The 26,996-nt window shown below is 59.3% G+C and carries 26 protein-coding genes; 8 read left to right on the top strand and 18 right to left on the bottom strand.

The features are described from left to right. The first annotated feature begins 184 nt into the window (after window positions 1-184). From fdnG to fdnI, 3 genes are read left to right on the top strand one after another with little or no spacing between them, the layout of a single operon-like run. On the top strand, window positions 185-3,232 hold the full coding sequence (gene fdnG, locus MKS11_RS05650; RefSeq protein ID WP_085956532.1) for a formate dehydrogenase-N subunit alpha: 3,048 nt from the start codon (window positions 185-187) through the stop codon (window positions 3,230-3,232). An 11-nt stretch (window positions 3,233-3,243) separates the two neighbouring features. Continuing rightward, window positions 3,244-4,128, top strand: a complete 885-nt coding sequence (gene fdxH, locus MKS11_RS05645; RefSeq protein WP_043519640.1) for a formate dehydrogenase subunit beta — start codon at window positions 3,244-3,246, stop codon at window positions 4,126-4,128. Continuing rightward, on the top strand, window positions 4,121-4,777 hold the full coding sequence (gene fdnI / locus MKS11_RS05640) for a formate dehydrogenase-N subunit gamma (RefSeq protein ID WP_043519639.1): 657 nt from the start codon (window positions 4,121-4,123) through the stop codon (window positions 4,775-4,777). The genes fdxH and fdnI overlap by 8 nt, the downstream gene beginning before the upstream one ends. A gap of 52 nt (window positions 4,778-4,829) precedes the next feature. Here fdnI and MKS11_RS05635 read toward each other — a convergent pair whose 3' ends face one another. The 4 genes from MKS11_RS05635 to MKS11_RS05620 all read right to left on the bottom strand — a co-directional run bounded on the left by MKS11_RS05635 (window position 4,830) and on the right by MKS11_RS05620 (window position 6,858). Further along, window positions 4,830-5,156, bottom strand: a complete 327-nt coding sequence (locus tag MKS11_RS05635) for a CcdB family protein (RefSeq protein WP_004202676.1) — start codon at window positions 5,154-5,156, stop codon at window positions 4,830-4,832. After that, the gene (locus MKS11_RS05630; RefSeq protein WP_004202675.1) at window positions 5,153-5,338 is read right to left on the bottom strand and encodes a hypothetical protein; all 186 of its coding nucleotides are present in this window, start codon (window positions 5,336-5,338) and stop codon (window positions 5,153-5,155) included. The genes MKS11_RS05635 and MKS11_RS05630 overlap by 4 nt, the downstream gene beginning before the upstream one ends. Window positions 5,339-5,516: 178 nt before the next feature. Beyond that, on the bottom strand, window positions 5,517-6,335 hold the full coding sequence (gene ppk2, locus MKS11_RS05625; RefSeq protein WP_004202673.1) for a polyphosphate kinase 2: 819 nt from the start codon (window positions 6,333-6,335) through the stop codon (window positions 5,517-5,519). 85 nt (window positions 6,336-6,420) lie between these two features. Further along, entirely contained in the window at window positions 6,421-6,858 is a 438-nt protein-coding gene (locus MKS11_RS05620) for a VOC family protein (RefSeq protein ID WP_004202671.1), read from the bottom strand. A gap of 278 nt (window positions 6,859-7,136) precedes the next feature. On the opposite strand from MKS11_RS05620, the gene araJ reads away from it, so the two are divergent. Continuing rightward, window positions 7,137-8,291, top strand: a complete 1,155-nt coding sequence (gene araJ, locus MKS11_RS05615; RefSeq protein WP_087771004.1) for an MFS transporter AraJ — start codon at window positions 7,137-7,139, stop codon at window positions 8,289-8,291. Window positions 8,292-8,297: 6 nt separating this feature from the next. Here the strand turns inward: araJ and MKS11_RS05610 are convergent, their stop codons facing one another. From MKS11_RS05610 to adhP, 7 genes are all read right to left on the bottom strand, one after another. Then, window positions 8,298-9,389 carry an alkylhydroperoxidase domain protein gene (locus tag MKS11_RS05610; RefSeq protein ID WP_043519637.1) on the bottom strand — a complete coding sequence of 364 codons (1,092 nt, stop codon included), beginning with the start codon at window positions 9,387-9,389 and terminating at the stop codon, window positions 8,298-8,300. A gap of 9 nt (window positions 9,390-9,398) precedes the next feature. Beyond that, the gene (locus MKS11_RS05605) at window positions 9,399-10,385 is read right to left on the bottom strand and encodes a putative FMN-dependent luciferase-like monooxygenase (RefSeq protein ID WP_062914235.1); all 987 of its coding nucleotides are present in this window, start codon (window positions 10,383-10,385) and stop codon (window positions 9,399-9,401) included. Then, window positions 10,385-12,010: an ABC transporter ATP-binding protein gene (locus tag MKS11_RS05600; protein WP_284109439.1), complete on the bottom strand. Its 1,626-nt coding sequence runs from the start codon at window positions 12,008-12,010 to the stop codon at window positions 10,385-10,387. The genes MKS11_RS05605 and MKS11_RS05600 overlap by 1 nt, the downstream gene beginning before the upstream one ends. Beyond that, entirely contained in the window at window positions 12,007-12,855 is an 849-nt protein-coding gene (locus tag MKS11_RS05595) for an ABC transporter permease (protein WP_017900524.1), read from the bottom strand. The genes MKS11_RS05600 and MKS11_RS05595 overlap by 4 nt, the downstream gene beginning before the upstream one ends. Further along, window positions 12,852-13,796, bottom strand: a complete 945-nt coding sequence (locus MKS11_RS05590; RefSeq protein WP_004202661.1) for an ABC transporter permease — start codon at window positions 13,794-13,796, stop codon at window positions 12,852-12,854. Before MKS11_RS05590 ends, MKS11_RS05595 begins: the two co-directional genes overlap by 4 nt. A gap of 10 nt (window positions 13,797-13,806) precedes the next feature. Then, window positions 13,807-15,429, bottom strand: a complete 1,623-nt coding sequence (locus tag MKS11_RS05585; protein WP_087771006.1) for a TIGR04028 family ABC transporter substrate-binding protein — start codon at window positions 15,427-15,429, stop codon at window positions 13,807-13,809. 157 nt (window positions 15,430-15,586) lie between these two features. Continuing rightward, a complete protein-coding gene (adhP, locus tag MKS11_RS05580; RefSeq protein WP_004202657.1) occupies window positions 15,587-16,597 on the bottom strand; it encodes an alcohol dehydrogenase AdhP in 1,011 nt (336 codons plus the stop codon). Between the two features lie 253 nt (window positions 16,598-16,850). Between adhP and MKS11_RS05575 the strand changes: the two genes are divergently transcribed. Further along, the gene (locus MKS11_RS05575; protein WP_004202655.1) at window positions 16,851-17,450 is read left to right on the top strand and encodes an inorganic diphosphatase; all 600 of its coding nucleotides are present in this window, start codon (window positions 16,851-16,853) and stop codon (window positions 17,448-17,450) included. A 143-nt stretch (window positions 17,451-17,593) separates the two neighbouring features. Beyond that, complete coding sequence (locus tag MKS11_RS27675; RefSeq protein ID WP_087771007.1) at window positions 17,594-18,547, top strand: bifunctional helix-turn-helix transcriptional regulator/GNAT family N-acetyltransferase; 954 nt, start codon at window positions 17,594-17,596, stop codon at window positions 18,545-18,547. A gap of 34 nt (window positions 18,548-18,581) precedes the next feature. On the opposite strand, the gene MKS11_RS05555 is transcribed toward MKS11_RS27675, so the two are convergent. The 5 genes from MKS11_RS05555 to MKS11_RS05535 all read right to left on the bottom strand — a co-directional run bounded on the left by MKS11_RS05555 (window position 18,582) and on the right by MKS11_RS05535 (window position 24,636). Then, on the bottom strand, window positions 18,582-20,294 hold the full coding sequence (locus MKS11_RS05555) for an ABC-F family ATP-binding cassette domain-containing protein (protein ID WP_049116409.1): 1,713 nt from the start codon (window positions 20,292-20,294) through the stop codon (window positions 18,582-18,584). Between the two features lie 310 nt (window positions 20,295-20,604). Next, window positions 20,605-21,300, bottom strand: a complete 696-nt coding sequence (locus MKS11_RS05550) for a hypothetical protein (RefSeq protein ID WP_284109438.1) — start codon at window positions 21,298-21,300, stop codon at window positions 20,605-20,607. A gap of 60 nt (window positions 21,301-21,360) precedes the next feature. After that, window positions 21,361-22,047, bottom strand: a complete 687-nt coding sequence (locus MKS11_RS05545; RefSeq protein ID WP_087771009.1) for a hypothetical protein — start codon at window positions 22,045-22,047, stop codon at window positions 21,361-21,363. After that, complete coding sequence (locus MKS11_RS05540) at window positions 22,048-22,755, bottom strand: glycosyl transferase (protein WP_087771010.1); 708 nt, start codon at window positions 22,753-22,755, stop codon at window positions 22,048-22,050. 183 nt (window positions 22,756-22,938) lie between these two features. Further along, window positions 22,939-24,636 (bottom strand): NAD-dependent malic enzyme, encoded by a 1,698-nt coding sequence (locus MKS11_RS05535; protein WP_004202648.1) that lies wholly within the window; start codon window positions 24,634-24,636, stop codon window positions 22,939-22,941. A 78-nt stretch (window positions 24,637-24,714) separates the two neighbouring features. Here MKS11_RS05535 and MKS11_RS05530 point away from each other — a divergent pair, with 78 nt between their 5' ends. Further along, on the top strand, window positions 24,715-24,822 hold the full coding sequence (locus MKS11_RS05530; protein WP_032425875.1) for a hypothetical protein: 108 nt from the start codon (window positions 24,715-24,717) through the stop codon (window positions 24,820-24,822). Here the strand turns inward: MKS11_RS05530 and sra are convergent. After that, window positions 24,819-24,959, bottom strand: coding sequence for a stationary-phase-induced ribosome-associated protein (gene sra / locus MKS11_RS05525; protein WP_004202647.1), 141 nt, complete (start codon window positions 24,957-24,959; stop codon window positions 24,819-24,821). The genes MKS11_RS05530 and sra overlap by 4 nt on opposite strands. Window positions 24,960-25,136: 177 nt before the next feature. Further along, a complete protein-coding gene (locus MKS11_RS05520) occupies window positions 25,137-25,988 on the bottom strand; it encodes a Vmh family MBL fold metallo-hydrolase (protein WP_087771011.1) in 852 nt (283 codons plus the stop codon). A gap of 114 nt (window positions 25,989-26,102) precedes the next feature. On the opposite strand from MKS11_RS05520, the gene MKS11_RS05515 reads away from it, so the two are divergent. Beyond that, window positions 26,103-26,996 (top strand): LysR family transcriptional regulator, encoded by an 894-nt coding sequence (locus MKS11_RS05515; protein ID WP_087771012.1) that lies wholly within the window; start codon window positions 26,103-26,105, stop codon window positions 26,994-26,996.

The following is a 26,996-nucleotide window of genomic DNA, read 5'->3' as shown; positions in this document are numbered from 1 at the left end:
CATCTTTTGACCGCCGCGGGGCGAAATTTTCCGCCATGGGTAACCCCTGGGGATTAGTGAAAACGGCCGCGGCTGGCGATTAAGGGGGAGTGGGTTTTGCTCCTTGATTTGACGCAAATTTTCCCGGGATTTTACTGTTAGTTTCCTCCGCGCGATGAATCAACATCCTGCATGGAGGAATGCAATGGACGTCAGCCGCAGAAAGTTCTTTAAGATCTGCGCAGGCGGTATGGCCGGAACCACAGCTGCCGCCCTGGGCTTTGCCCCCAAAATGGCGCTGGCTCAGGCACGCAACTACAAATTGCTGCGTGCGAAAGAGATCCGCAACACCTGCACTTACTGCTCCGTTGGCTGCGGGCTATTAATGTATAGCCTCGGCGACGGCGCGAAAAACGCCAAAGAAGCGATTTACCATATCGAAGGAGATCCGGACCATCCGGTGAGCCGCGGCGCGCTATGCCCGAAAGGCGCCGGCCTGCTGGACTATGTCCACAGTGATAACCGCCTGCGCTACCCGGAGTACCGCGCCCCGGGATCCGATAAATGGCAGCGACTCTCCTGGGATGAAGCCTTCAGCCGCATTGCCCGGCTGATGAAAGCCGACCGCGACGCCAACTTTATGGAAAAGAACGAGCAGGGCGCGACGGTTAACCGCTGGCTTTCCACCGGTATGCTGTGCGCCTCGGCGGCGAGTAATGAGACCGGCATGCTGACGCAAAAATTTGTGCGATCGCTGGGTATGCTGGCGGTAGACAACCAGGCGCGCGTCTGACACGGACCAACGGTAGCAAGTCTTGCTCCAACATTTGGTCGCGGTGCGATGACTAACCACTGGGTGGATATCAAAAACGCGAACGTCGTGGTGGTGATGGGCGGTAACGCCGCGGAAGCCCACCCGGTGGGATTCCGCTGGGCGATGGAGGCGAAGAACAACAACGACGCCACGCTTATCGTCGTCGACCCGCGCTTTACGCGCACTGCGTCGGTGGCCGATATCTATGCGCCGATTCGCTCCGGTACCGACATTACCTTCCTGTCGGGGGTGCTGCTGTACCTGATCGAACATAACAAAATCAATGCCGAGTACGTGAAGCACTACACCAACGCCAGCCTGCTGGTGCGGGATGATTTTGCCTTCGAAGAGGGGCTGTTCAGCGGCTATGATGCGGACAAACGCCAGTATGATAAATCGTCCTGGAACTACCAGTTCGATGAAAACGGCTACGCTAAACGCGATGAGACGCTAAGCCATCCGCGCTGCGTGTGGAATCTGCTGAAGCAGCACGTTTCCCGTTACACGCCAGAGGTGGTCGAAAACATCTGCGGTACGCCGAAAGCGGACTTCCTCAAGGTGTGCGATGTGCTGGCCTCAACCAGCGCCGCCGATCGCACCACCACCTTCCTGTATGCCCTGGGCTGGACGCAGCACACCGTCGGCGCGCAGAACATTCGCACCATGGCGATGATCCAATTGCTGCTCGGCAATATGGGCATGGCCGGCGGTGGCGTGAATGCCCTGCGCGGTCACTCTAATATTCAGGGGCTGACCGACCTTGGCCTGCTGTCTACCAGCCTGCCAGGCTACCTGACCCTGCCTTCTGAAAAGCAGCCGGATCTGCAGACGTACCTGGCGGCCAACACGCCAAAAGCGACCCTGCCGGACCAGGTGAACTACTGGAGCAACTACCCGAAATTCTTTGTCAGCCTGATGAAATCCTTCTACGGCGAGGCGGCGCAAAAAGAGAACGACTGGGGCTTTGAGTGGTTACCAAAGTGGGACCAGGCTTACGACGTTATCAAATACTTCAACATGATGGATAACGGCAAAGTCACTGGCTATATCTGCCAGGGCTTTAACCCGGTCGCGTCCTTTCCGGACAAAAACAAAGTGGTTCGCAGCCTGAGCAAGCTGAAGTATATGGTGGTTATCGATCCGCTGGTCACCGAAACTTCCACTTTCTGGCAGAACCACGGCGAGTCTAATGACGTCGACCCCTCGACGATTCAGACGGAAGTCTTCCGCCTGCCATCGACCTGCTTTGCCGAAGAGGACGGTTCGATCGCCAACTCCGGCCGCTGGCTGCAGTGGCACTGGAAAGGTCAGGATGCCCCAGGTGAAGCACGTAACGACGGCGAGATCCTGGCCGGGATTTACCATCGCCTGCGCGAACTGTACCGCACCGAAGGCGGGAAGGGTGCGGAACCCCTGCTGAAGATGAGCTGGCGCTATAAGCAGCCGGACCATCCGGAATCGGAAGAAGTCGCGAAAGAGAACAACGGCTACGCACTGGCGGATCTTTATGACGCCAACGGCACCCTGGTGGCGAAAAAAGGCCAGCTGCTGAACAGCTTCGCGCTGCTGCGTGACGACGGGACGACGGCGTCTTCCTGTTGGATCTATGCCGGCAGCTGGACGGAGCAGGGCAACCAGATGGCGAATCGCGATAATGCCGACCCTTCGGGTCTGGGCAATACGCTGGGCTGGGCCTGGGCGTGGCCGCTTAATCGCCGGGTGCTCTATAACCGCGCTTCGGCCGATATCAACGGCAAGCCGTGGGATGCGAAGCGGATGCTGATCCAGTGGAACGGCAGCAAGTGGGTCGGGAATGATATTCCGGACTTCAATACCGCGCCGCCGGGGAGTAACACCGGGCCATTTATCATGCAGCAGGAGGGGCTGGGTCGCCTGTTCGCGCTGGATAAGCTGGCGGAAGGACCGTTCCCGGAACACTACGAGCCGATGGAAACCCCGCTTGGCACTAACCCGCTGCACCCGAAGGTGGTCTCCAGCCCGGTGGTGCGTTTGTATGAAGAGGACGCCATCCGCTTAGGTAAGAAGGATAAGTTCCCGTATGTCGGGACCACCTATCGTCTGACCGAGCATTTCCATACCTGGACCAAGCATGCGCTGCTCAATTCCATCGCGCAGCCGGAACAGTTTGTCGAAATTAGCGAAGGGCTGGCAAAAGCGAAAGGGATTGCCAACGGCGACCGGGTGAAAGTCAGCAGCCAGCGCGGCTTTATTCGCGCGGTAGCGGTGGTGACGCGCCGCCTGCAAACGCTCAACGTCAACGGCCAGCAGGTGGAGACCGTCGGGATCCCGCTGCACTGGGGTTTTGAAGGCGTGGCTCGCAAAGGCTATATCGCTAACACCCTGACGCCGAACGTTGGCGATTCCAACTCGCAAACGCCGGAATATAAGGCGTTTCTGGTCAACATCGAGAAAGCGTAAGGAGCGATTCAATGGCGATGGAAACACAAGACATTATTAAACGCTCCGCGACCAACCCGATCACCCCCGCGCCGCGCGCGCGGGACCATAAAGCGGAAGTCGCCAAGCTTATCGATGTCTCCTCCTGCGTGGGCTGTAAAGCCTGCCAGGTGGCCTGCTCCGAATGGAATGACATCCGCGATGACGTGGGGCACTGCGTCGGGGTGTACGATAACCCGGCGGATCTTAGCGCCAAATCCTGGACGGTAATGCGCTTTAGCGAGACCGAACAGAACGGCAAGCTGGAGTGGCTTATCCGCAAGGATGGCTGTATGCACTGCGCAGAGCCGGGTTGTCTGAAGGCCTGCCCATCCGCCGGGGCGATTATTCAGTACGCCAACGGCATCGTCGATTTCCAGCAGGAAAACTGCATCGGCTGCGGCTACTGCATTGCTGGCTGTCCCTTTAACGTACCGCGTCTCAATAAAGAGGATAACCGGGTCTATAAATGCACCCTGTGCGTGGACCGGGTCAGCGTCGGTCAGGAACCGGCGTGCGTGAAAACCTGTCCTACCGGCGCGATCCACTTCGGTACGAAGAAAGAGATGCTGGAGGTGGCCGAGGAGCGGGTGGCTAAGCTGAAAAAACGCGGTTATGCCAGGGCCGGGATTTACAACCCGCAGGGCGTCGGCGGCACCCACGTGATGTACGTCCTGCATCATGCCGACCAGCCCGAGCTGTATCACAAGCTGCCGAAGGAACCGCAGATCGATACCAGTATCAATCTGTGGAAGGGGGCGCTGAAGCCGCTGTCGGCGGCGGGCTTTATCGCCACCTTTGCCGGGCTTATCTATCACTACATCGGTATCGGGCCGAACAAGGAAGTTGACGACGATGAGGAGAAGCATGATGAGTAAATCGAAGATGATTGTGCGCACGACCTTTATCGATCGCGCCTGTCACTGGACGGTGGTTATCTGTTTCTTCCTCGTGGCGCTGTCGGGAATATCGTTTTTCTTCCCGACGCTGCAGTGGCTGACCGAAACCTTCGGTACCCCGCAGATGGGGCGTATTCTGCACCCCTTCTTTGGCGTGCTGATTTTTATCGCCCTGATGTTTATGTTCGTGCGTTTTGTCCATCACAACATCCCGGATAAACAGGATATTCCGTGGCTGAAAGGCATTGTGGAGGTGCTGAAAGGCAACGAGCATAAGGTGGCGCGGGTCGGTAAATATAACGCCGGGCAGAAGATGATGTTCTGGACCATCATGAGCATGATTTTCGTGCTGCTGGTGACCGGGGTGATTATCTGGCGGCCCTGGTTTGCCCAATATTTCCCGATTCCGGTGATTCGCTATAGCCTGCTGATACACGCCACTTCAGCCATTATTCTGATCCACGCCATCCTTATCCATATGTATATGGCGTTCTGGGTGAAGGGGTCGATTAAGGGGATGATTGAAGGCAAAGTCAGCCGCCGCTGGGCGAAGAAACACCACCCGCGCTGGTATCGCGATGTCGAACGCCTTGAAGCGATGAAAGAGAGTCGCGAAGGGATGAAGTAAGCCTTCACGGCGCGAAACCCGCTCCGGAGATGTCGGAGCGGGTTCCCGGCAGTCAGCAGTTCGTGATAAGTGTATCGATTGAATCGATAACGCCCTGGCGCGCATGACTCAGATTGCAGACGAAATCCTGTGGCTGGATCCGTTTATTATTTAAGTTACTGATCATTGGCGTACAAAGTAAAAAGCTGTCAAATTCAATATTTATCCTTGGTACGACATGCTGATGCCAGCGTGGTAACTGTTGTGGTCGCATTAAAGGAATAATGACTCTCGTGGCCAGGTCTGCATAATAATCATTCTGCACAATCATATAATATGGCAGGGTTTTATTTGTCTGAGCAGAACAATTTCGATAAACATTGAATTGTTCAAGCATCATAGTACCCTGAAAAATTCATCATCAGTAAGAGTGCCTCCTTTTGCAATAAATTCATTCATTGCGGCAATGAATTCCTTGTGCTGTCTCTGTTTATCTGCTTCTCGTAAATCCTTACCTGGCTGTACTGACACCTTCTGGACGGGTACGTCAGTGGGTCTTTTACGTAGCGTATTACTTTTCATCATAGGCTCCTTGCGGTTGGTTCTGTGATTATTCACTTTACTCACTAAAAGATAAATGCCAGCAGTAATTTTAATGTTTATTTTGCGAGGCAGCTTCCAGAGGAAAGTAATCGCCTGAAATATTAATGGTTATAGTAATAAACCCGGCGCTGGTATTAACCAGCGCGGCGGGAAATAATCAGAACTTCTCCGGAATAAAGCGGAAGGGAAAATTGGTCTGTTTCATTTTACCAATTTTGCGCTTCGGCAGCGTGACATGCTCCACTGGCAAGGCTTCGTAGGGGATCTGCGACAGCAGGTGGGTGATGATATTCAGACGCACCCGCTTTTTATCCTCGGAGCGGGCGACGAACCACGGCGCCCAGGCGGTGTCGGTGGCGGCGAACATGGCGTCGCGGGCGGCGGTATATTCATCCCAGCGATTGAAAGACTTGATGTCCATCGGCGAGAGCTTCCAGATCTTGCGCCCGTCGTCGATGCGATCCCGCAGGCGCCGCTCCTGCTCCTGCGGGGAGACCTCCAGCCAGTACTTGAGCAGGATAATGCCCGACTCGACCATGCCGCGCTCCACCATCGGCGCGCCGTCGAGAAATTTCTGCACCTCCTCCGGGGTACAAAAGCCCATCACGCGTTCGACGCCGGCGCGGTTGTACCAGCTGCGATCGAAAATCACGATTTCCCCAGCCGCCGGGAGATGCTTGATATAGCGCTGAAAATAGAGCTGACTTTTCTCGCGTTCGGTGGGCGAGGGTAAGGCGACGACCCGGAAGATACGCGGGCTGACGCGCTCGGTGATCGCCTTAATGGTGCCGCCTTTGCCGGCGCCGTCCCGGCCTTCAAAGACGATGCACACCTTCAACCCTTTATGCACCACCCAGCGCTGCAGTTTCACCAGCTCCACGTGGAGCTTGCGCAACGCCTTCTCATACGCTTTATTGTCAAGCGGGGCGATCTTCACCGCCGCGTCGACCGGATTACCGCTTTTCTTATTACCCATCGCCATGCTCCGTGTTGCCGAGGTATCCCTTTGAAGTGTAATCCTTCACCGGCGAGGCGGTGGAAAATATTCCGCCCGGGACGGGTTAGCGGGCGCTCCCCGCGGCGATGACTTCCAGTCCCACCCGCTGCCCCCACGACAGCTCAAGGGTGTTACCGTCCGGGTCGGCAAAGAAAGCGAAATAGCCTACCGGATCGCCCAACTGCTCCGGTTCCCGACGCAAAACGCCTTCCCGCCGCGCCTGAGCGACTTTCTCATCGATCTCCGCCTGGGTGGCGCAGGCGACGCCGAGATGGCCGAACGGACCCAGCGGCGTGTCGGCAGGGTCATCACTTTGCACCAGCACCAGGGCGAAAGGTCGGGTGCGATCGCTGAGCCACGCCACTTTACGCGCCGAGGGGAGGTCGGGTTCGCGCTGGTGAATAACGGTCATCGCCGTATAGCGGGTATAAAAATCGATGCTGCTGGCCAGACAGCGGACGGTAAAGGCGACATGGGTAAAGCCGACATCAACATTTTGCATGGATGATTCTCCCGAGGTGAACGATGTCTCGACTTTACAACCTCAAGTAAACTTGAGATCAATCCGCGATGTATCCCTGCGTGCCCACCAATTTTTACAGGGGATTATCCACCGCCAGGCGCCTCTGCCGTCGGCTGGAAAGCCAACAGTGGCGCTGGCGAGCGCATGAACGAATCAGGCCGTTGTATGGAGGATACTGCCGTCGGGCGTTTTTAGCTGGTGTGGCGAGGCGGGATGGTCAATAATGCCGGCCGTCTCTCAATACCCCTAAAAGATGTATGAAAAAAACGATTTTTTCACTGGCGCTGGGCACTTTCGGACTCGGCATGGCGGAATTTGGCATTATGGGCGTGCTGCCGGACATGGCGCGCGATGTCGGAATATCCATTCCCGCCGCCGGCAATATGATTGCCTGGTATGCCTTCGGCGTGGTGATCGGCGCGCCGATCATGGCGTTGCTCTCCAGTCGGTTTTCGTTGAAATCGGTGATGCTGTTTCTCGCGGCCCTGTGCATTCTCGGCAATACCCTGTTTACCTTCTCCAGTAGCTACGCCATGCTGGCGCTAGGCCGGCTGGTTTCCGGGTTTCCCCACGGGGCGTTCTTTGGCGTCGGCGCGATTATCCTGTCGAAAATCGCGCCGCCAGGGAAGGTGACCGCCGCGGTGGCCGGGATGATTGGCGGCATGACGATCGCTAACCTGGTGGGCGTCCCCGGCGGCACCTGGCTTGGGCATCACTTTAGCTGGCGCTATACCTTCGCGCTTATCGCGGTGTTTAACGTCGCGGTGTTTCTGGCCATCTGCTGCTGGGTGCCCACGCTGTATGACCGGGCCAGCACGCGGCTGCGCGAGCAGTTCCGTTTTCTGGCTTCCCCGGCGCCGTGGCTGATTTTTGCCGCCACCATGTTCGGTAACGCCGGGGTGTTCGCGTGGTTCAGCTATATCAAGCCCTTTATGCTCAACGTCTCCGGCTTTGCCGAAAGCCGGATGATGCTGATTATGATGCTGGCGGGGCTGGGTATGGTGGTTGGCAATCTGTTCAGCGGTAAAATTTCCGGGCGCTACAGTCCGCTGCGCATCGCGGCCATGACTGACGGGGCGATCGCCGTGACGCTGCTGCTGATCTTTGCCTTCGGGGAGCATAAAGTCGCTTCGCTGACGCTGGCGTTTTTCTGCTGTGCCGGGCTGTTTGCCCTGTCGGCGCCGCTGCAGATCCTGCTGCTGCAGCACGCCAAAGGCGGCGAGATGCTGGGGGCGGCAGGGGGGCAGATCGCCTTTAACCTCGGGAGCGCCATCGGCGCCTTCTGCGGCGGAATGATGATTGCCCAGGGGTTCGGCTGGAACAGCGTGGCGCTTCCCGCCGCCACGCTGTCGTTTCTGGCGATGAGCGCCTTGCTCATCTACGGTCGCCATCAGCGCCGACAGGCTTGCTAACGACGCTTACTCACGCCAGGGTTCGCCGAGCGTCAGCATCAGCCGGTTGGCCCAGGCGAAAAAGGCCGCTGACTGCAGCAGATCCAGCTGGGCCAGGGTATCTAAGCCCTGCTCATCAAGCGCAGCCAGATGGCTGGCTTTCAGCGCGGGCGGCGTCACCGACAGCGCGGCGGCGGCATCGATCTCCGCCTGCCAGCGCGGCGACTGCCCGCCGCGCAGATCGTCTCCCGGCGTCACCGCCAGCAGCGTGTCGACGGCGGTCTCGTCCTTCGCCAGCTGCGCCGCTTTGCGGGCATGTACCGAGGCGCAGTAAATACAGCCGTTGATTTTACTGGCCACCGTGGCGGCCAGTTCACGTTCGGCGCGCGGCAACCCCCCTGGGGTATAGAAAATGCCTTTATCAGTCAGCGTCCGCTGCTCCAGCACCGGCTGGTTGCGCGCCAGCAGGCGGAAGTAAGGCGAATCGCTATGGCCATATTTTGCCAGGATCGCCTGTTCTTCAGGGCTAAATTCCGCCAGCGGTTTATCCGCCAGCCAGGGTTCCCAATGCAGTTCATCACGGGTGAAACGCACCGGGGCCGCTTTGCCGCTTTGAGTTTGTGGGGTGGTGTGCCAGTACCCGGCCACCACCGGCGTGTCGGCGCTGACGATGGGCTGATGGTTGAGCGCCCGCAGGCCCAGCAGCAGGCGGCTCTGGAAGCTGACAAAGGCTACCAGCTGCGCCAGGGTGACGATGCCCCGCAGGCTCCAGCCTGCTTTTGTCAGAGCCAGCAGCGCGGCGGGGGTCGCTTCGACAGGAGTGAAGGTCAGCAGGCGGGCAAAGGCCAGCGCCGGAACCAGACGGTCCGTGGTCGGGTCGGCAAGGCCGAAGCCGGCATAGTGCGCCGCCAGCGCGTCCGCCTGGTGCAGTTTCGCCACCTTCGCGGCCACGGCGAAGCGTTCATCAAGAGGAAAGTCAGTATCCTGCTGGCTGAACAGCACTTCATAACTTCCCTGGGCGTGACGGGTGGCGGCGTCGCGGACTGCGCGCGCCTGATCGAGCGGGGAACCGATGGCGATCTCCGCCAGTTCGGCCAGAATATCCTGACTCAGCGTCATGGTGACTCCTTATCTGATGTGGGGGGCAATATGCTGGGCGATCAGCTCAATGGAACGCAGCGTATCCCGGTGCGAAGGCTCCACCGAGTGCACCTGAAACGAAATATCGGTAGCGCGGGCCAGCACGCTGTCTTGCGCCAGGGAGGCGATAACATGCTCAGGATCGCCGACGTGGGCATCCAGCTGCTGCAGATAGTCAGTGACACTGTCACCTTCTATCCGATGACCCGCTTCCCGGTGCTGTGCCGCCTGTTTGCGCAGGCCGGGTTCGGCGACCTGCAGGGCGTGGGCGTGGCTGTCAGCGACAAAGGCGGTGCGCGAGGCGAGGATCCGCGGCGCAACGCCGTCCGGCAGCGCCGACAGATAGGCGTCGATGATCGGGTTCTGAATGGCGTCCAGCGGCAGGCGCGGCTCACCGGGCGGCCGGGGCTGCGTGCGGGACAGCATCAGCCCGTGTCCCGCCTGACCGGCACGGATGGCGCCCTCCACCGAGAAGGTGGCGATCCAGATTCGCGCCGCCAGCTGCGGCGCCGGCGGATAGAGATGGTTGTCCGGGTGGCTGAGGGTGTCGCCGCGCCAGGCGCTGTGGATCAGGTGCAGATGGTCAGCAAACACCGCTCCGCGCTGCTCGCTGGTCAGGCCGAAGGGCAGAAATGAGGTTGGCGTGCCGCCGGAGCCAAACCCCACCTCCAGACGCCCGTCGGTGAGTAAATCCAGCACCGCCGCGTCTTCGGCGACGCGCAGCGGATTTTCCATCGGCAAGGTGATAATGGCTGTGCCGAGGCGAATGCGGTCAGTCTGCGCCGCGACGTGGGCGAGAAACACCAGCGGGGAAGGCAGGCCGCCTTCCTGTTCATGAAAATGGTGTTGGGCAATCCATGCGCTGTCGAAGCCGACGCGCTCCGCGTGGCGGATCTGTTCGGCCGCCAGCAGGTAGCGCGTTTGCGCAGAGCCCTGGTCGAGCAGACGGGTAAAAAAGCCGAGGCGTTTAGGCATTATGCGTTCTCCGTATAGGGCTGCGCTAAGCGGGGGGAAACCTGGGGGATAGCGGCGATCAGCTCGCGGGTGTAGGCCTGCTGCGGGGCGGCGAACAGGCGGCCAACGTCGCCATGCTCCACCACCTGGCCGGCGCGCAGCACCGTGACGCTGTCGGCAATCCGCCTCACCGTCGCCAGATCGTGGGTAATGAACAGATAGCTCAGACCAAGCTGCTGCTGTAGCTGCTCTAGCAGGGCGAGGATCTGCGCCTGAACGGTGACGTCGAGTGCCGAGGTCGCTTCGTCAAGGACCAGGATCGCCGGCTCGAGGATCAGCGCCCGGGCAATCGCCACCCGCTGCCGCTGGCCGCCGGAAAGCTCCCGCGGCGTCCGCGACAGCAGCTCCGGGGCCAGTGCCACCCGCGCGGCGACGCTCTCCACACGCTGGCGACGCGTCGCCGCGCTGAGGCGCTCAAAGTTTTTTAATGGCTCTTCGATAATCGCGAACAGCGTCTGGCGCGGGTCGAGCGAAGCGAAGGGGTTCTGATAGACGAACTGGATTTTGCGCCGCAGCTGACGCTGCGCCTCGCGGCTAAGATGCCCGGCGTCAATACCGTCGATGGTCACCTGTCCGGCGTCGGCGCGCTCGAAGCCCAGCAGGATCCTCGCCAGGGTGGTTTTCCCGGAGCCGGACTCGCCCACCAGCGCATGGGTGCTGCCGCGCCTGACCTCAAAGCTGACGCTGTCGAGCGCCTGCAGCGCCTGCAGCGCCTGTTTGCCCAGCGAGAAGCGTTTGCTGATCCCGTCGACGCGAATGGCCGGCGTGGCCAGCGGACGAGGACGATCCGCCGTCAGCCTCAGCGGCGCGTCCTGCAGATCGCGGAGCAGCTGGCGGGTGTAAGGGTGCTGCGGACGCCGGACAATCGTCTCGGTGGCGCCTTGTTCCTGAATCTCGCCCTGGCGAAACACCATGATCCGGTCGGCGCGTTCGGCGGCCAGCGCCAGATCGTGGGTGACAAACAGCACGGCGGTTCCCGACTCGCGACGCAGGATATCGAGCAGGTCGAGAATGCGCTTCTGCACCGTGACGTCAAGGGCGCTGGTAGGCTCGTCGGCAATAATCAGATCCGGCTGCAGGGCAATGGCGATGGCGATCAGCACCCGCTGCTTCATCCCGCCCGACAGCTGATGCGGGTACTGGTCAAGACGCTGTTCCGGGTGGCTGAGCCCGACTTTAGCGAGCAGGTTGAGGACCTGCTGCCGGCGTTCGGCGGCGGAGAGGGATTGATGCAGTTGCAGAATCTCTTCCACCTGCTGACCAATGGTTTTTACTGGGTTAAGCGAATTGCCTGGGTCCTGCGGCACCAGGCTGATGCTCACTCCGCGCAGGCGGTTCAGGCGTTTTGCCGACCAGTCGCTAATCACTTCGCCATTGAGAATAATTCGCCCGGCGTCGCGGCGGGCATTATCCGCCAGCAGGCCGATAATCGCCTGCGCGGTTGTGGTTTTCCCCGAGCCGGATTCCCCAACGAAGGCCAGCATTTCGCCGCGCTGAATGGAAAAGCTGACGTTATGCACCACTTCGCGCCATTCGCCCCGCGAGCGGTAGCTGATGCGCAGATCTTCAACAGACAGAACGTTCATGGGCGTACTCCACTCCACTGGCGGCTAAGACGATTGGCGGCAAGGACCACCGCGACCACGGCGAGGCCGGGGAAGGTGGTCAGCCACCAGGCGGTCGACAGGTAATTACGACCTTCGGCGATCAGTAATCCCCACTCCGGGACCGGCGGCGGGGTGCCGTAGCCGAGGAAGCTGAGGGTGGCCAGAGCCAGCATCGCCTGACCAAACTGCAGCGTTGCGAAGGCGAGCACCGCGGTGAGCGAGTTGGGCAGGATATGACGCCAGAAGATGGCGAGAAAGGTGCCGCCGCTGCCCCGGGCCGCTTCGACGTAATCGCTGTGGCGCACGCGCACCACTTCCGCCCGCGCCAGGCGCGCGAAGCTGGCGATAGCCGCGACGCCGACCGCCACCGCCGCATTCACCGTGCCAAAACCCAGCAGAATGATCACCGTCAGCTGCAGCAGCAGCGAGGGGATGGCCAGCAGGACATCCACCAGGCGCATGAGGGTGGATTCCACACGTCCGGCCAGTGCCCCGGCGAGGGTGCCAAGGGCGGTGCCGACCACCAGGCCGATGGCGACGGCGATTAGCGCCGCCGACAGAGAATGTACCGCGCCGTAAACCACCCGCGTCCACAGGTCGCGGCCCAACTGGTCGGTGCCCAGCCAGTAGTGCGCCTGCGGCGCCAGGCGCTGAGCGCCGGGGATCCCTTCCAGTGGGTTAGCGGAGGTAAACCACTGTGGGGCAAGGGCCATTAACAGGGCGGTGATCATCACCGCCCACGCCAGCCACAGGCCTGGCTGCAGACGCACTCTGCGCCACTCCGGGCGGCGGCGAACCGCGATGGCATAGTCGACCAGGCTCATTTCACACCTCCGGTCTGTAATTGGAGTCGGGGATCCAGCCGCGGCATGACCAGGTCGACCAGCAGGTTGATCAGGACGAAACCGAGGGCGGAGATCATCACCACCGCCTGCAGCACAGCAATATCCTGGTTATTGACCGCCTGCTGGGTCAGCTGCCCGAGGCCGCTGCGGCCGAAGACGGTCTCGGTGATCAGCGCCCCGGCAATCAGCTCGCCCAGCAGTAGCCCGGCTATGTTCAGCGCAGGCAGCAGGGCGTTACCCATCACATGGCGCCAGAGGACGCCGGTCTCGCTCATTCCCTTGGCGCGGGCGACCGCGACGAAGGGCTGAACCGCCACCTGATCCATGCTGCGCATCAGGATCTGCGCCAGCGGGGCGGAGATGGGCAGCGCGACGGCGATAACCGGTAAAATCAGCCCTTCCAGCGGACCGGGGTTGATCACCGGGATCCAGCGCAACTGAAACGAAAAGAGCTGGATCAGGGCGATACCCAGCCAGAAGGTGGGCAGCGAGATAAACAGCACCGGCAGCGACTGCAGGAGGTTGCTCAGCCAGCGCAGCCCCGGCAGACGCGAGGCGAAGGCGAGGGTGAACGCCAGGATCACGGCCAGCAGGAAGGCCGGCAGGGCGAGGCTTAAGGTATCCGGCAGGTTGCTGGCAATCAGGCTACTGACCGCCAGACCCGCCTGCAGGGAATAGCCAAAGTCGCCGTGCAGCATTGCCAGCAGCGTGTGCAGGTACTGGCGCCACAGCGGGCTGTCGGCGCCGTAGGCCAGCCGCATGTCGGCGATTTGCGCCGGGCTCAGACCGAGGTCCGGGTTCTGAAACTTGATCAGCACCGCATCCCCTGGCAGCACCTGCAGCAGGAAAAAGGTGAGGGTAAAGGCCGCCCACAGGACCAGCAGCCCCTGACCGAACCGTCGCAGAAGATAAGCGCTCATATCCGGCCTCTTAATGTTTATCCAGCCAGGCGCTGTAGAACGACGGACGACCGACGGCCTCGAAGCTGACGCCTTTCACCCACGGCGCGCCGGCGAACACCTGCGGCTCTTCGAAAATCGGGATCACATAGGCGTTTTCGATCAGATAGCGCTGGGCATCGCCGGTTAACTGCAGACGCTGCTGTGGCTCCACCGCCGCGGAGATGCCGGTCAGCAGATCGTTCAGCTTATCATCGCGGAAGTGCTGTACTTTATCGCTGGAGCCGCCTTTCTGCAGCAGCGCGTCGCGGTTGTTGGGGAAAAACATGCTTTTTACCACATCCGGATCGGCGCGGCCCACTTCCGAAACGGTGAGCGGCGTTTTCTGCGGGTCGAGGTTGTCAAGCGTACGGCTGCCGGCATCCCCGGCTTTGACCGTTAACGCGACTCCCACCTGGCGCCATTGCTGGGCGATCAGCTGCAGCACCTCTTTATTCTGCGGCTGCGGGAGCGACTCATAGACCGTCAGCGCCAGCCGCTGCCCGTCTTTGCTGCGAATCCCGTCGGCGGCCGCTTTCCAGCCGGCCTCATCCAGCAACTGCCGGGCTTTGGCCTGGTCGAAGGTCAGTTTATCGCTCAGATTGACATAGCCGGCGGCAGAGCTGGCCAGCACGGAGGTGGCTTGCGGGTAGTTAGCGGAGAACAGCGTCTCCACCACCTGTTTGGCGTTGGTGGCATGGAGCAGGGCCTGGCGCACCCGCAGGTCGGCGACCAGAGGGTTATCCGGGCGGAAGCTCAGGCTGTCGTTGACCCCGCGGGTAGGGGCGGCGTAGACCTTAAATCCCTGATCGGTCGCCTGCTTTTCATCGTAGGCCTGCACCTGGCGAATAAAGCCCGCCTGGCCGGCCAGCAGCGCGCCGATGCGCACGCTGTCTTCCGGGGTCACAATATAGGTGATGCCGTCGAGGTTGGCGGGCCCCTGCTGGGCGATGTTTTTCGGCCCCCACTGATAATCCTTGCGCGCCACCAGCGTCAGCTCGCGGCCCGGTTTTTCATCCTGCACCACAAAGGGACCGGAGCCGATGATATGCCGGGCATCGCCCAGCTCCTCAAAATTGCGCTGCAGGGTGCTGAGGGACACCAGACCGGAGCCGATGGTGGCGGTCCCTTGCAGGAAGCCCGGCGACGGTTTGTTGAAGTAAAATTTCACCGTCAGCGGGTCGATCACTTCGCTGCGCTGGTAGTTATTGATCACCTCCGAGACAGGCAGGCGGTGGGCTTTATCGCCCAGCCCATAGGTGTCGAAGTTTTTGGCGACGGCGGTGGCATCCAGCGGCGTACCGTCCGAGAAGGTGACCCCTTTGCGCAGGTGGAAAGTGTACTCGGTTTTATCGGCATTACTGGTCCAGCTCTCGGCGATCCACGGCTCAATCTCCAGCGTTTTCGGGTTCTGCCAGGTCAGCTTGTCGGTGATCTGATTGAGAATGCCGCCGTTTGGATAAAAGCCGCCGGCGGGTGGATAGAGATTGGTGTGCGGTTGCTGCTCCAGATAAATTAAGGTACCGCCTTTAACCGGCGTGTCGGCGGCCCAGACGGAGAAGGCGCCGGAAAGAAACAGCGCGGCCAGCGCGGGCAGGCGAAAATGACGATGCATGGTGAATTCCTTTGTTATCTATTGTGTTGCCATCATCGGGCGCGACTAAAAACAAAGGAACCAAGGAATTGCGCTAAGCATTTGCGGAAATTGCATTTACTTTTCGCGGCGGGAAGCGAGGGGAAGCGCCTCTCCCGGGCGGGAGAGGCGCTGGCGATTAGCTACGCAGATCGATAACCATACGGCCGCGGATCTGACCCTGCTCCATCTCTTTAAAAATGGCGTTGATATCTTCCAGCGGGCGCAGGGTGACTTTCGGCACCACTTTGCCTTCGGCGGCGAACTGGAAGGCTTCCACCAGATCCTGACGGGTACCGACCAGCGAGCCGACCACTTCGATGCCGTCGAGCACCAGACGTGGAATATCGAGGCTCATTGCTTCCGGCGGCAGGCCTACCGCCACCACGCGGCCGCCGGCGCGAACGGCATCCACCGCCGAGTTAAAGGCCGCTTTAGCAACCGCGGTCACCACGGCAGCATGCGCGCCGCCGGTTTTTTCCTGAATCACTTTCGCCGCATCTTCATTGCGCGAGTTGATGGTCAGATCGGCGCCCATCGAGGCCGCCAGCTCCAGCTGGCCGTCGTTGACGTCGATGGCGATCACTTTGGCGTTAAAGACATTCTTGGCATACTGCAGCGCCAGGTTGCCCAGGCCGCCGAGGCCGTAGATAGCGATCCACTGGCCCGGTTTGATGTGGGAGACCTTAACGGCTTTGTAGGTGGTGACCCCGGCGCAGGTGATGCTGCTGGCGGCGGCGGAGTCGAGGCCGTCCGGGACTTTAACCGCGTAGTTGGCGGTGACGATGCACTCTTCCGCCATGCCGCCGTCGACGGTATAACCGGCGTTTTTCACCGAGCGGCACAGCGTCTCGTTGCCGCTGTTACAGTATTCGCAGTGGCCGCAGCCTTCGAAGAACCACGCCACGCTGGCGCGATCGCCCGGCTTCAGGGAGGTGACGCCAGGGCCGACTTTTTGTACTACCCCGATCCCTTCATGACCAAGAATAACGCCGGTTTTATCGCCAAAATCGCCGTTTTTCACGTGCAGGTCAGTATGACACACGCCGCAGCATTCCATTTTCAACAGCGCTTCGCCGTATTCCAGCGGGCGCAGCGTTTTTTCCGTAACGTTAACCTGATGGTCGTGGGTAACAACAGCTGCCTTCATGCCTGTCTCCTTGTGAGGGGAATGATTAATTTTATTAATGCAATACTACCTAATAAGGATTAGACGCTATGGGGAAAAAAACAAGGCGCTTTAGTACAGGATGTGGTTTTTTGCTACAACGATAGCACAAAATTCAGACAATACCTCTAATTTTGGTAGGTAATAATAGCGTCACTGAATGGTCATGTTTTCTTCATCACTCAACACTATTGTTTTGCGCATCAATTTCTTATAACAACAGAGTGATACAACAATGCATCTGGTCAAAACGCTCCTCACTGCCGGTCTGCTTTTTTCCGCCGCCGCACAGGCTCACAATGTGCTGGAATTCCCGCAGCCGGAAAACAATCCCGAAGAGTTTTACGCGGTTACCGAGATCCCGGCTGGCGGGATCATTAAGTATGAAACCGACGCCAAAACAGGATTTATCATCGCCGACCGCTTTCAGTCGATGCCGGTGGCTTACCCGGCAAACTACGGTTCATTAACCCAGTCGCTGGCCGGGGATGGCGACCCGCTGGACGTGGTGTTTTACACCCGCGCGCCAATGGCCCCGGGCACGCTGATTAAGCTGCGGCCGATCGGCGTCCTTAAGATGGTAGACGGCGGTGAGAAAGACGACAAAATCATCGCCGTGCCGGCCAGTAAAATTGATCCCACCTATGACGACATCAAGACCATCGCCGATTTGCCGAAAATCGAGCAGCAGCGGCTGGAGGCCTTCTTCCGGGTCTATAAAGAACTGCCGGAGGGGCGGAAAAAGGTCGAGCTGGCCGGGTTTAATGATGCCGCCGCCGCGAAGCAGGAGATCAAATCGGCCTGGGAAGCCTGGAAGGGGAAGAACCCGCAATAATATTCATCGCGGGCGCAGTCCGGCGCCCGCAGCATTCCATCATCCGATACGCTACCCAGCCGTACTGGAGGGGTTATCCTCTTGACGCGTCCTGCGATAGATGGTTGTATAATACAACTATATCTTGATCTGGACGCATCGCTATGGCTGACATCTCCTTAATCCAACAGATCCGTACCGCCTCACGGTTAATGGTGCGCGAGCTGGGTTTTATGAACACCACGCTGGCCGCCACCCACTATTCGCCGTCGGCGGTGCATACCCTGCTCGAAGTGTCGGTGAGAGGGGCGATGACCGCCGCCCAGCTGGTGACTTTGCTGGGCCTGGAAAAATCGAGCGTCAGCCGGATGGTTGCCCGTCTGCTGGCGGCCGGGGAGCTGGAGGAACGTCCCTGCGCGGAGGATGCGCGGTCTAAATCGCTGGCGCTGACCGCCAAGGGGCACGATACGGTGGCGATGATCAACGCGTGGGCTACCCGCCGGGTGGTGGAGGCGTTAGGCCATCTGGATGAGCCGCAGCAGCGGACCGTCGCCAGCGGACTGGCGGCCTATGCGCAGGCGCTGGCGCAGTGTCGGGATACTGCGCTGGCGGATACGACCCCGCAGATTTCGCTGGTGACCGGCTATCAGCCGGGAATGATCGGTCGGATAGCCCAGATGCACGGGGAGTATTACGCCCGGCACCATGACTTTGGCGCTTTTTTTGAAGGCAAGGTCGCCAGCGGCGTGGCGGAATTTGCCACCCGGCTTTCCTCGCCGGCCAACCAGATCTGGCTGGCGATGCGCGAGGGGAAGATTGTCGGTTCGGTGGCGATCGATGGCGAGGATCTCGGCCAGCAGCAGGCGCATCTACGCTGGTTCATTCTCGATGACAGCTGTCGGGGAACCGGCATTGGCAGGCGGCTCCTCAGTGAGGCGATGGCTTTCTGCGATAGTCGTCAGTTCAGCGCCGTTCAGCTGTGGACGTTTAAAGGTCTGGACGCGGCCCGCAAACTGTATGAGTCCTTTGGCTTCACGTTAACCCGCGAATGGCAGGGGGATCAGTGGGGAAAGGTGATGACCGAGCAGCAGTTTACCCGGCCAGGCAACGCCGGCTAAGGGCGGGGTGCCTTAGCCGGCGGGGGGGCGAAGATTACCCCAGTTGATTAAGCAGCCGGGCGATCTCCTCTCGCCACTGCGCCTGCAGCGCAGGCTTTTGATGTTTCGGCTTACGGGCCATGTCGTCCGCCAGCCATTGCTCCAGAGCGATCAGGCGCGCCAGCAGCGCCTCTTCATCATCAGCCGCGAGTGACGGCTCCTGAGGTGAGTAGGCCACCGTCGGGGTGGAGGGCTGCGCCTGCATACGGGCATAAACCTCTTCCAGACTGTGCCACTCCGTTAGCCCGGCGCGGTCGATCAGCCAGAAGCGGTTACAGCTTTCGCTAATAAGCTGGCGGTCATGACTAACCAGCAGCACGCCGCCGGGGTAGTCGCGGAGCGTCTGCGCCAGCGCCGCTTTGCCCTCCATATCAAGATGGTTGGTGGGTTCATCCAGCAGCAGCAGGCTGTAGCGCGCCAGCGACAGGCCGACGAACAGCAGTCGCGACCGCTCACCGCCGCTGAGGGTGCTCACCTTCTGGCTATGCCTCGCCCAGTCAAATCCAGCGGCGATCAGCGCCCGTTTCCGGGTGTCCGCCGACGGGGCGAACGGCGTCAGGGCGTCGAGCAGGCTGGCATCGTCCGGCAACTGCGCCAGCGTCTGGTCGTAATACCCGGGGTGAAGCCGGGGGTGCAGACGCAGCCCCGGAAGAGGCGATGCGTCGTTCATCTGCTGCCACAGCAGGCGCAGCAAGGACGATTTACCGCCGCCGTTGCGTCCCATGATGGCCACGCGATCTCCGCTGCGCAGTCGCGCCACGCCGGTGGTAAACAGGGCCGGCAGTCCCGGCGCGGGGGCCACCGGCAGCCTGTCCATCTCCAGCAGGCGGTCCGCCGGCAGGGCGTCCCCTTGCAACACCAGGCGCCACGGCGGGCCGACGCTGAGCTCAGTCTGCTCGTCTTTCAGGCGGGCGACCTGCTTCTCCATCTGTTTGGCTTTGCGGGCGAGATCTTCGTTGTCATACACCCGACCCCAGGTGGCCAGCCGCCGGGCGCTGGCGCTGACCCGGTCGATCTCTTTTTGCTCGGCCTTATGACGTAATGCGGCGCTTTCATCCTGCTCCTGCAGTGCCTGACGGGCAGCGCTGCAGGGCAAGGCGAAGCTGTGCAGCGTCTGGTCGCGAAGGATCCAACTGGCATTAGTTACAGCATCCAGTAAGGTGTTGTCATGTGACACCAGCACGAAGCTCCCCTGCCAGGTTTGCAGGAAGCTTTCCAGCCACAACAGGGTGGGCAGATCGAGATGGTTGCCGGGCTCATCCAGCAGCAGCAGGTCAGGCTGGCGGATCAGCGCCCGGGCCAGCAGCAGGCGCGTGTGCTGCCCGCCGCTTAGGGTGCTGGTTTGCTGCGCCATCACCGCCGGCGTGAAGCCCATCTGCGCCAGCAGGCGTTCGGCCAGCCAGCGCTGTGCTTCCCGGGCGTCGGCGGGTAACGGGGCCAGCACCGCCTGCAGCAGTGACTGCGAACGCAGCGCCTCCGGCAGATGCTGTTCAACGCGGGCCATCAGACACTGACCGGCGAGCGAGACGCTGCCCGAGGTGGGCGCGAGAGTGCCATCCAGCACCTGCAGCAGGGTGCTTTTGCCGCAACCGTTATGGCCAATGAGACCGATACGGTCGCCTTTCTTCAGGGTGAAGGAGAGGGTGTTAAACAGCGGCCCAAAAGCCGTCTCCACGTGGAGCGCATGGGCAGTTAGTAATGTACTCATAGTCAACTTACTCAAGAGTTACAGGCATGCGAATGCCTCGTCAAAACTCGCTGACGATAACCCGGTAAGCCGGAGAGAAGGGATTCTGTGAAGGGTCTTCGCTCAAGCCAAAGTTATCGCAGCACGATACCGATAACGCTTGAGCTGGCGCCATTGCCTAAGGCATGTGAAACAATAAACATTTCACAATACAGCATGGGGGGCCTCCTTTTATATTCAGTTAGTGAATGGGTGATGGCAGTGTAGTGGGGAAAGGAAAAGCGCGCCAGTGACAAAACTGGCAGGGGGCGAGCGCGGCGCCCCTCAGAGTTTAGCGTACAAAGGGAAACCAATACGCTTTTGCCAGTACCGCTTCGGTCAGGGTATTAGCGTCAGTTATTTTTTGGCACTGGGCTTCGAGGACATCAGGTTTACCCTTCGGGAACCAGCGTTGAGAAATGTAAAGCGTCAGGAAAACAGTTTCACGTGTTTGCTCACAGTGATAGGCATTTTTAATGTTATCAATTCTTCGGAATCCATATGGGTCTCTGTATTCTATGTAAGTTTCATAGTGGGATCTGGATTCAAAATAATTATCTGGTTCCATGCTTGCCCAGACAATACTGAGATAATGCTTATCATGAAGGAAGTAACGATAACGGGTTGTCTCTCCACCGGGAATAACGCCGGGGAACAATCCAAAAAAGATGAAAATCAGCAAAGATAGCATAACGGGAATAACCGGATGACGCAGTTTACGATGCGTTGATTTTCTCGTTGATAACAGCCAAATCAACGGTATAACGAGTGAGGAGAGAATAGCGACAAACGGTTTATAGAAGGTGTACAGACTATGTTCGATAAGATCACCAGCAACGGCATCATATGAACTGATTTCAAAGGGGGAATGCAGTGTTTCACCACTCAGTGAACATAAGCCATAGACTAACCCTGTTATTCCTGTCAGTGCTAAATATAAAATGATCATCCTATTCGTCATATTTTTTGTCGCAACCTGGTGGGGCATATTAACGTTCCTTGTTTGTCTTAGTAGTGAGAATCATTGAAAGTATTATCATTGATTTATTTAAAAAATAATGGGAAACCAGCGGGCGTGGTCGCGGGTATATTCCGTCATCGCCTGGGGATCCTTTATCGCCTGGCAGGGAGCCTCGAGAATATTCGGATACTCATCCGGATACCAATCCTCTTCGGTCGTTAAGGTAAAAAAGCGAGACTCCCGGTGGGTTTCACAGGTATAGGCGTTTTTAATATTGTCGGCTTTGCGATATCCCTTGGGATCGCGATATTCGATATACACGTTGTACTCAGAGCGGATACCCCGCCACGCGCCCGGCTCCGGTTTCTGCCAGCGGACCGTCTGGTAGTAGCGCTCCCGCTCGCCGTAGCGATAGACGGCGGTCTCCCCGCCGGGAATCACGTCGGGTCTGAGGAAGAAAAAAGCCAGTCCCGCCAGCAGCAGTAGCAATGGCGGGAGAAGGTGGGTCAGCGGCCGCTGCGGCAGACGGTTGACCAGCAGCAGCCACAGCAGCGGCGGGATCAGGCTGACGATAATAGCGAAGAGGATTTTCGCCGGCGTGTAGAGTTCATGCACCGACACCTCGCCGGCTTTCGCCGCGTAAAGCGCCTGCTTATCGCCGAAATACCAGTACTCGCCGTGAAAGCCGCTGATGGCGCTCACCAGCAGCAGCCCGCTAAACAACCCCAGCCAGACCCGTAATAGCGGTTGCAGAACCATTTTTTGCTGGCTCATTTATGGTGCCTCCACAGGAACGGTGGCGATCGGGCGGGCAATCATGATTGCCGTGTCGCTGAGCGCGTTCAGATCGCTTACCTGAGTACACTGGCGGGCCATGACCTGCGGATCGCCGTTCGGAAACCAGCCCTCATTGAATGACAGGGTGTAAAACTGGCTGTGCCGCTGTACTTCACAGCGCCAGGCGCGGCGAAGATTATCCCTGTCGACAGGCCAGCGCGGATCTTTCGCTTCAACAAAAATCTCATATTTAGAGGGCTGAGTGATACGTTGGTTAGAATTTGTCTTCATCCAGAAAATGGCAGTGTAGTAAACGTTGTGTTTCCCGTACTGAATACTGGCATCCCGTCCGGGGGTGACCTCCGGATGGAGGAAAATAAAGATCCCGGCGGCAATCAGTACCATCAGCGGGAATAGCGGATGCTGTATCGGCCGCCAGGGAATATTACGCACCGCCAACAGCCAGACCAGAGTCAGAAATAACACGTAGAGCAGGGCGAAGAAGAATTTACTCGGCGTATAGATGACGATATCCACCAGATCGCCGGTAGCGGGCTGATACTGCTCAGCGCGCGGGGTGAGCATCCACATATCGCCGCCAGAGTGGCACAGGCCGGCGATGATGGCGATACTACCCGTGAGGAGTAAGACAATCCGGATCAGAATAGCCTTCGCTTTATTCGCGTCAGGGGTTAATTTTTGCATTTCACATTCCGTTGTGAGGGGGTGAGAAACAACTATTTTGCACAGCGGAGGGCGCGCGGCAAATGCTATCCGTTTTCTATTTTTACGATAAATGAATATGGGCGGAAAAGGCGTTTCTGTGGCGGGAAATATTATCCGGACGCTATTAATAACCGGGCCGATCGCTCGGCCCGGTGAGCGCGATTAAATTGAGGTGCGGCGGTAATTACGATATTCCGGCAGCCAGAAATTATCGCTGATGGACTGCAGCAGCGCTTCTGCGGAGGTTTTCACCGCCACGCCCTGCTCCTGAGCCACCTTACCGACCGCGAAGGCGATCGCCCGCGAGACGGTTTGGATATCCTTCAGCTCCGGCAGCACCGGACCTTCACCGTTGTTCACCAGCGGCGAGTGTTTCGCCAGGGTTTCGCTGGCGGCCATCAGCATCTCGTCGGTGACCCGCGACGCGCCGGAGGCGATCACCCCCAGACCAATGCCCGGGAAGATATAGGAGTTGTTGCACTGGGCGATGGGGTACTGTTTGCCTTTGACGGTAACCGGGGCAAACGGACTGCCGGTGGCGACCAGCGCCTCGCCGTCGGTCCAGCTCAGGATATTCTGCGGCGTGGCTTCCACCCGTGACGTTGGGTTGGAGAGCGGCATCACGATTGGCCGCGGGCAATGCTTGTGCATTTCGCGGATAATCTCTTCCGTGAACAGCCCCGGCTGACCGGAAACGCCGATCAGGATGTTCGGTTTCACGTTGCGCACCACGTCGAGCAGGGAGAGCACATCGTTAGTGGTATCCCAGCCCTGCAGATGTTCGCGTTTCTGCACCAGCTTGTTCTGGAACGGCAGCAGATTAGGCATGCCGTCGGTTAACAGGCCAAAGCGGTCAACCATGAACACGCGCTGGCGGGCCTCTTCTTCACTGAGTCCTTCGCGGACGATCTGGGCGATAATTTGCTCGGCGATGCCGCAGCCGGCGGAGCCCGCCCCGAGGAAGACAATTTTCTGTTCGCTCAGCTGGCTGCCGGCGCCGCGGCTGGCGGCGATCAGCGTCCCGACGGTCACCGCCGCGGTACCCTGGATATCGTCGTTAAAGGAGCAGATCTCATTGCGGTAGCGGTTGAGCAGCGGCATGGCGTTCTTCTGCGCAAAATCTTCAAACTGCAGCAGCACGTCCGGCCAGCGGGCCTTAATCGCCTGGATCACGTCGTCAACGAACTGGTAGTACTCGTCATCGGTAATACGCGGGTGGCGCCAGCCCATATACAGCGGATCGTCCAGCAACTGCTGGTTGTTTGTTCCGACGTCCAGCACGATGGGCAGGGTGTAAGCCGGACTGATGCCGCCGCAAGTGGTGTACAGCGACAGTTTGCCGATCGGGATCCCCATCCCGCCGATGCCCTGGTCGCCGAGGCCGAGGATACGCTCGCCATCGGTCACCACAATCACTTTGACGTTATGGTTCGGGACGTTCTGCAGAATGTCGTCAAGATTATGGCGATTCTGGTAGGAGATAAAGACGCCGCGGGCGCGACGGTAAATCTCGGAGAAACGTTCGCAGGCGGCGCCTACCGTCGGGGTATAGATAACCGGCATCATCTCTTCGAGATGGTTGCCAATCAGGCGATAGAAAAGGGTCTCGTTGGTGTCCTGGATGTTACGCAGGTAAATGTGTTTGTCGATTTCTGTTTTGAATCCCTGATACTGGATCCACGCGCGTTCCGCTTGCTCTTCGATGGTTTCAACCACTTCCGGCAGCAGGCCAAGAAGGTTGAAACTGCTGCGCTCTTCCATACTGAAGGCGCTGCCCTTGTTGAGCAGGGGGAATTCAAGCAGAACGGGACCCGCGTAGGGGATGTACAGGGAACGGTTTTTCTTATGGGTAAATTGCATCGCACTAACTCCTTGATCGTGTCCACAGTCCCGGCGCGGCGATAAGCGAAGGGCGGGTGGAAAAGCAGCGGGCAGAGTATAGAGCAGAAGGTCTTCAAGCGGGTAAACAAGCCGTCAATTGCCATAAAAAAACACCATCCTGGCAACAGGACGGTGTTGTTTATCATCACTCAGGCTGAAAATTAACCACCGCGGCGTTTGCGGCCGGTAGCATGGATATGGTTGAGGGTGGTTGCTTCATCGCCTTCCAGCACCACTTTTTTCTGCTGGGAAAGCTTGTAGTTCAGACCGAGAAGATGACGTGCCTGATGGTTCGATTTCATTCTGACTCCTTTATCCTGTTCTGGTTTCAAGGGCAAACCCGGTGGTGACCGGATGAAATGTAACCCAAAGTTGGCCGCACGTTTTTTATGCGGCCACAGGTAGGGTGGTCCATTTTCAGGGCAATAGCAACCTCAGTGTGCCAGATTAAGAACAGTCTCCCTCGCGCAGCGCCGGCGTTACCACTTCATCTCGCCGGTATTAACTTTGGCGCTGAGCTCCAGCGAGCTGGTTTCCGCCAGCCCTGGCCACTGTGTATCCATCGCCTTGATCACCCCGGCGGAATCCTTATGTGTCTTCAGCGCTTGCTCAAACTGCTGGAGGTAGGTTTTGGTAAAGCGCACCGCGCTGTCACCCTCCGGCGGCGTGCCGAGGTAATGTCCCGGGATCACCTGCTGCGGGTGCAGAGCAATCATCTGGTCCAGCGTAGTGCGCCACTGCTGTCGACTGGCCGGCGTCTGGGTGTCGGCGGTCCAGAGATGCATGCCCCACGCCACGCCGGTGCCGCCGAGGATCGTTTTGTTCGCCCGGATCCAAACGAACGCCGCGTAGTCATGAGGCTGCATAATCGTCACTTTTTCGCCATCGATGGTAAAGCTGTTGGCTTTCAGCGCCTGCGGGACGTATACCTGCGTCGGCGCGCCGTCTTTCATCTGTGGTCCCCAGTACGCCAGCTTTGCCGCTTTGGTGGCTTCAATATGTTTAACCACTTCCGGCGTGGCGACCACTTCCGCCTGCGGGAAGGCTTTCACCAGCGGCTCAAGGCCAAAATAGAAGTCAGGATCGCCGGAGGTGATCACAATCCGCGACAGCGGTTTGCCGTTTTTCTTGATCATGTCTACCAGCTTTTCGCCGTCTTTGACGCTGAACTGGGCGTCAAACAGCACCGCTTCATGCGGGCCGGAAACGAGGGTGGAGTTGACGGCAAAAAGACCTTTCTCCTGAGGGTTGTAAGTCTGCAGCGTCAGCGGCGCCGCGAAGACCGCGCCGCTGAACAGGGCGGTGGCAATAGCAAGAGCAGATAATTTCATGATTCATTCTCAATGACAGGGGAATGCGTAGCATTGTACGGATTTCGCCATTTGATAGAATTCCTGAAATAAGAGATGCTGAGTTTCATAAATCGTGCAGATAAAGGGGGCGTGATGGACAGGGTAATTGCGGCGCAGGTGTATCTGCGAATTTGCGAGCTGGGAAGCCTCAGCGCCGCGGCGCGCGCGCTGGGGATGTCGCGCCCGATGGTCAGCCGCTATCTGGAACAGATGGAGAGCTGGGCCGGCGCCCGGCTGATCCATCGCTCAACCCGGCGGCTGACGCTGACCCCGGCCGGGGAGAAGGTATTGCTCAAGACCCGCGGCCTGACGCGGATCGCCGATGAAATCGCCGGCGAACGCCAGCGTGCCGACCCCAGCGGCACGCTGCGGGTGGCGTGCGCGCATTTTACCGCGATGCAGCTGATCTCCCCGCTGCTGCCGGATTTTCTTGCCCGTTATCCGCTGTTGCGTCTGGAGCTGGATATCAATAACCATCCGGTCAGCCTGATCGGCGAGCGCATCGACGTGGCTATTCGCATTACCGATAATCCGGAGGTGGGGGCTATCGCTCGCCGCCTCGGCGTGTGCCGGTCGCTACTCTGCGCTGCGCCGCGCTGGATCCGCCAGCATGGTCCGCTGACGACCCTTGACGATCTGCAACAGCATAACTGCCTGTTATACAGTCATTTTGCCGGCCAGCGCTGGCAATTCAGCGATGCACAGGGTCAGGAGGCGTCGGTGGCAGTGAACGGTAATCTGAGCGCCGGGATCTCTTCCTTACTGCTGGAGGCGGCGGTCGCGGGGTGCGGCATCGCGATGCTCCCCGAACTGGAGGCGCGGAGCGCGATTGCCAGCGGCGCGCTGGAGGTGGTGCTTCCTGACTGGACGCCGAAGGCGCTGAGCGTTTACGGCATCTATCTTTCCCGCGACTATCAGCCCGATGGGCTGCCGCTGTTTCTGGATGAGCTGCAGCGACGGCTGGGGGAGACGCTCGCCGATGCCTGA

This window comes from Klebsiella sp. K5-45, from assembly GCF_030128605.1.
Lineage (GTDB): Bacteria > Pseudomonadota > Gammaproteobacteria > Enterobacterales > Enterobacteriaceae > Klebsiella > Klebsiella quasipneumoniae.
Note: the sequence above shows the minus strand (reverse complement) of the source record. Positions and strands in the feature narration are given on the sequence as shown.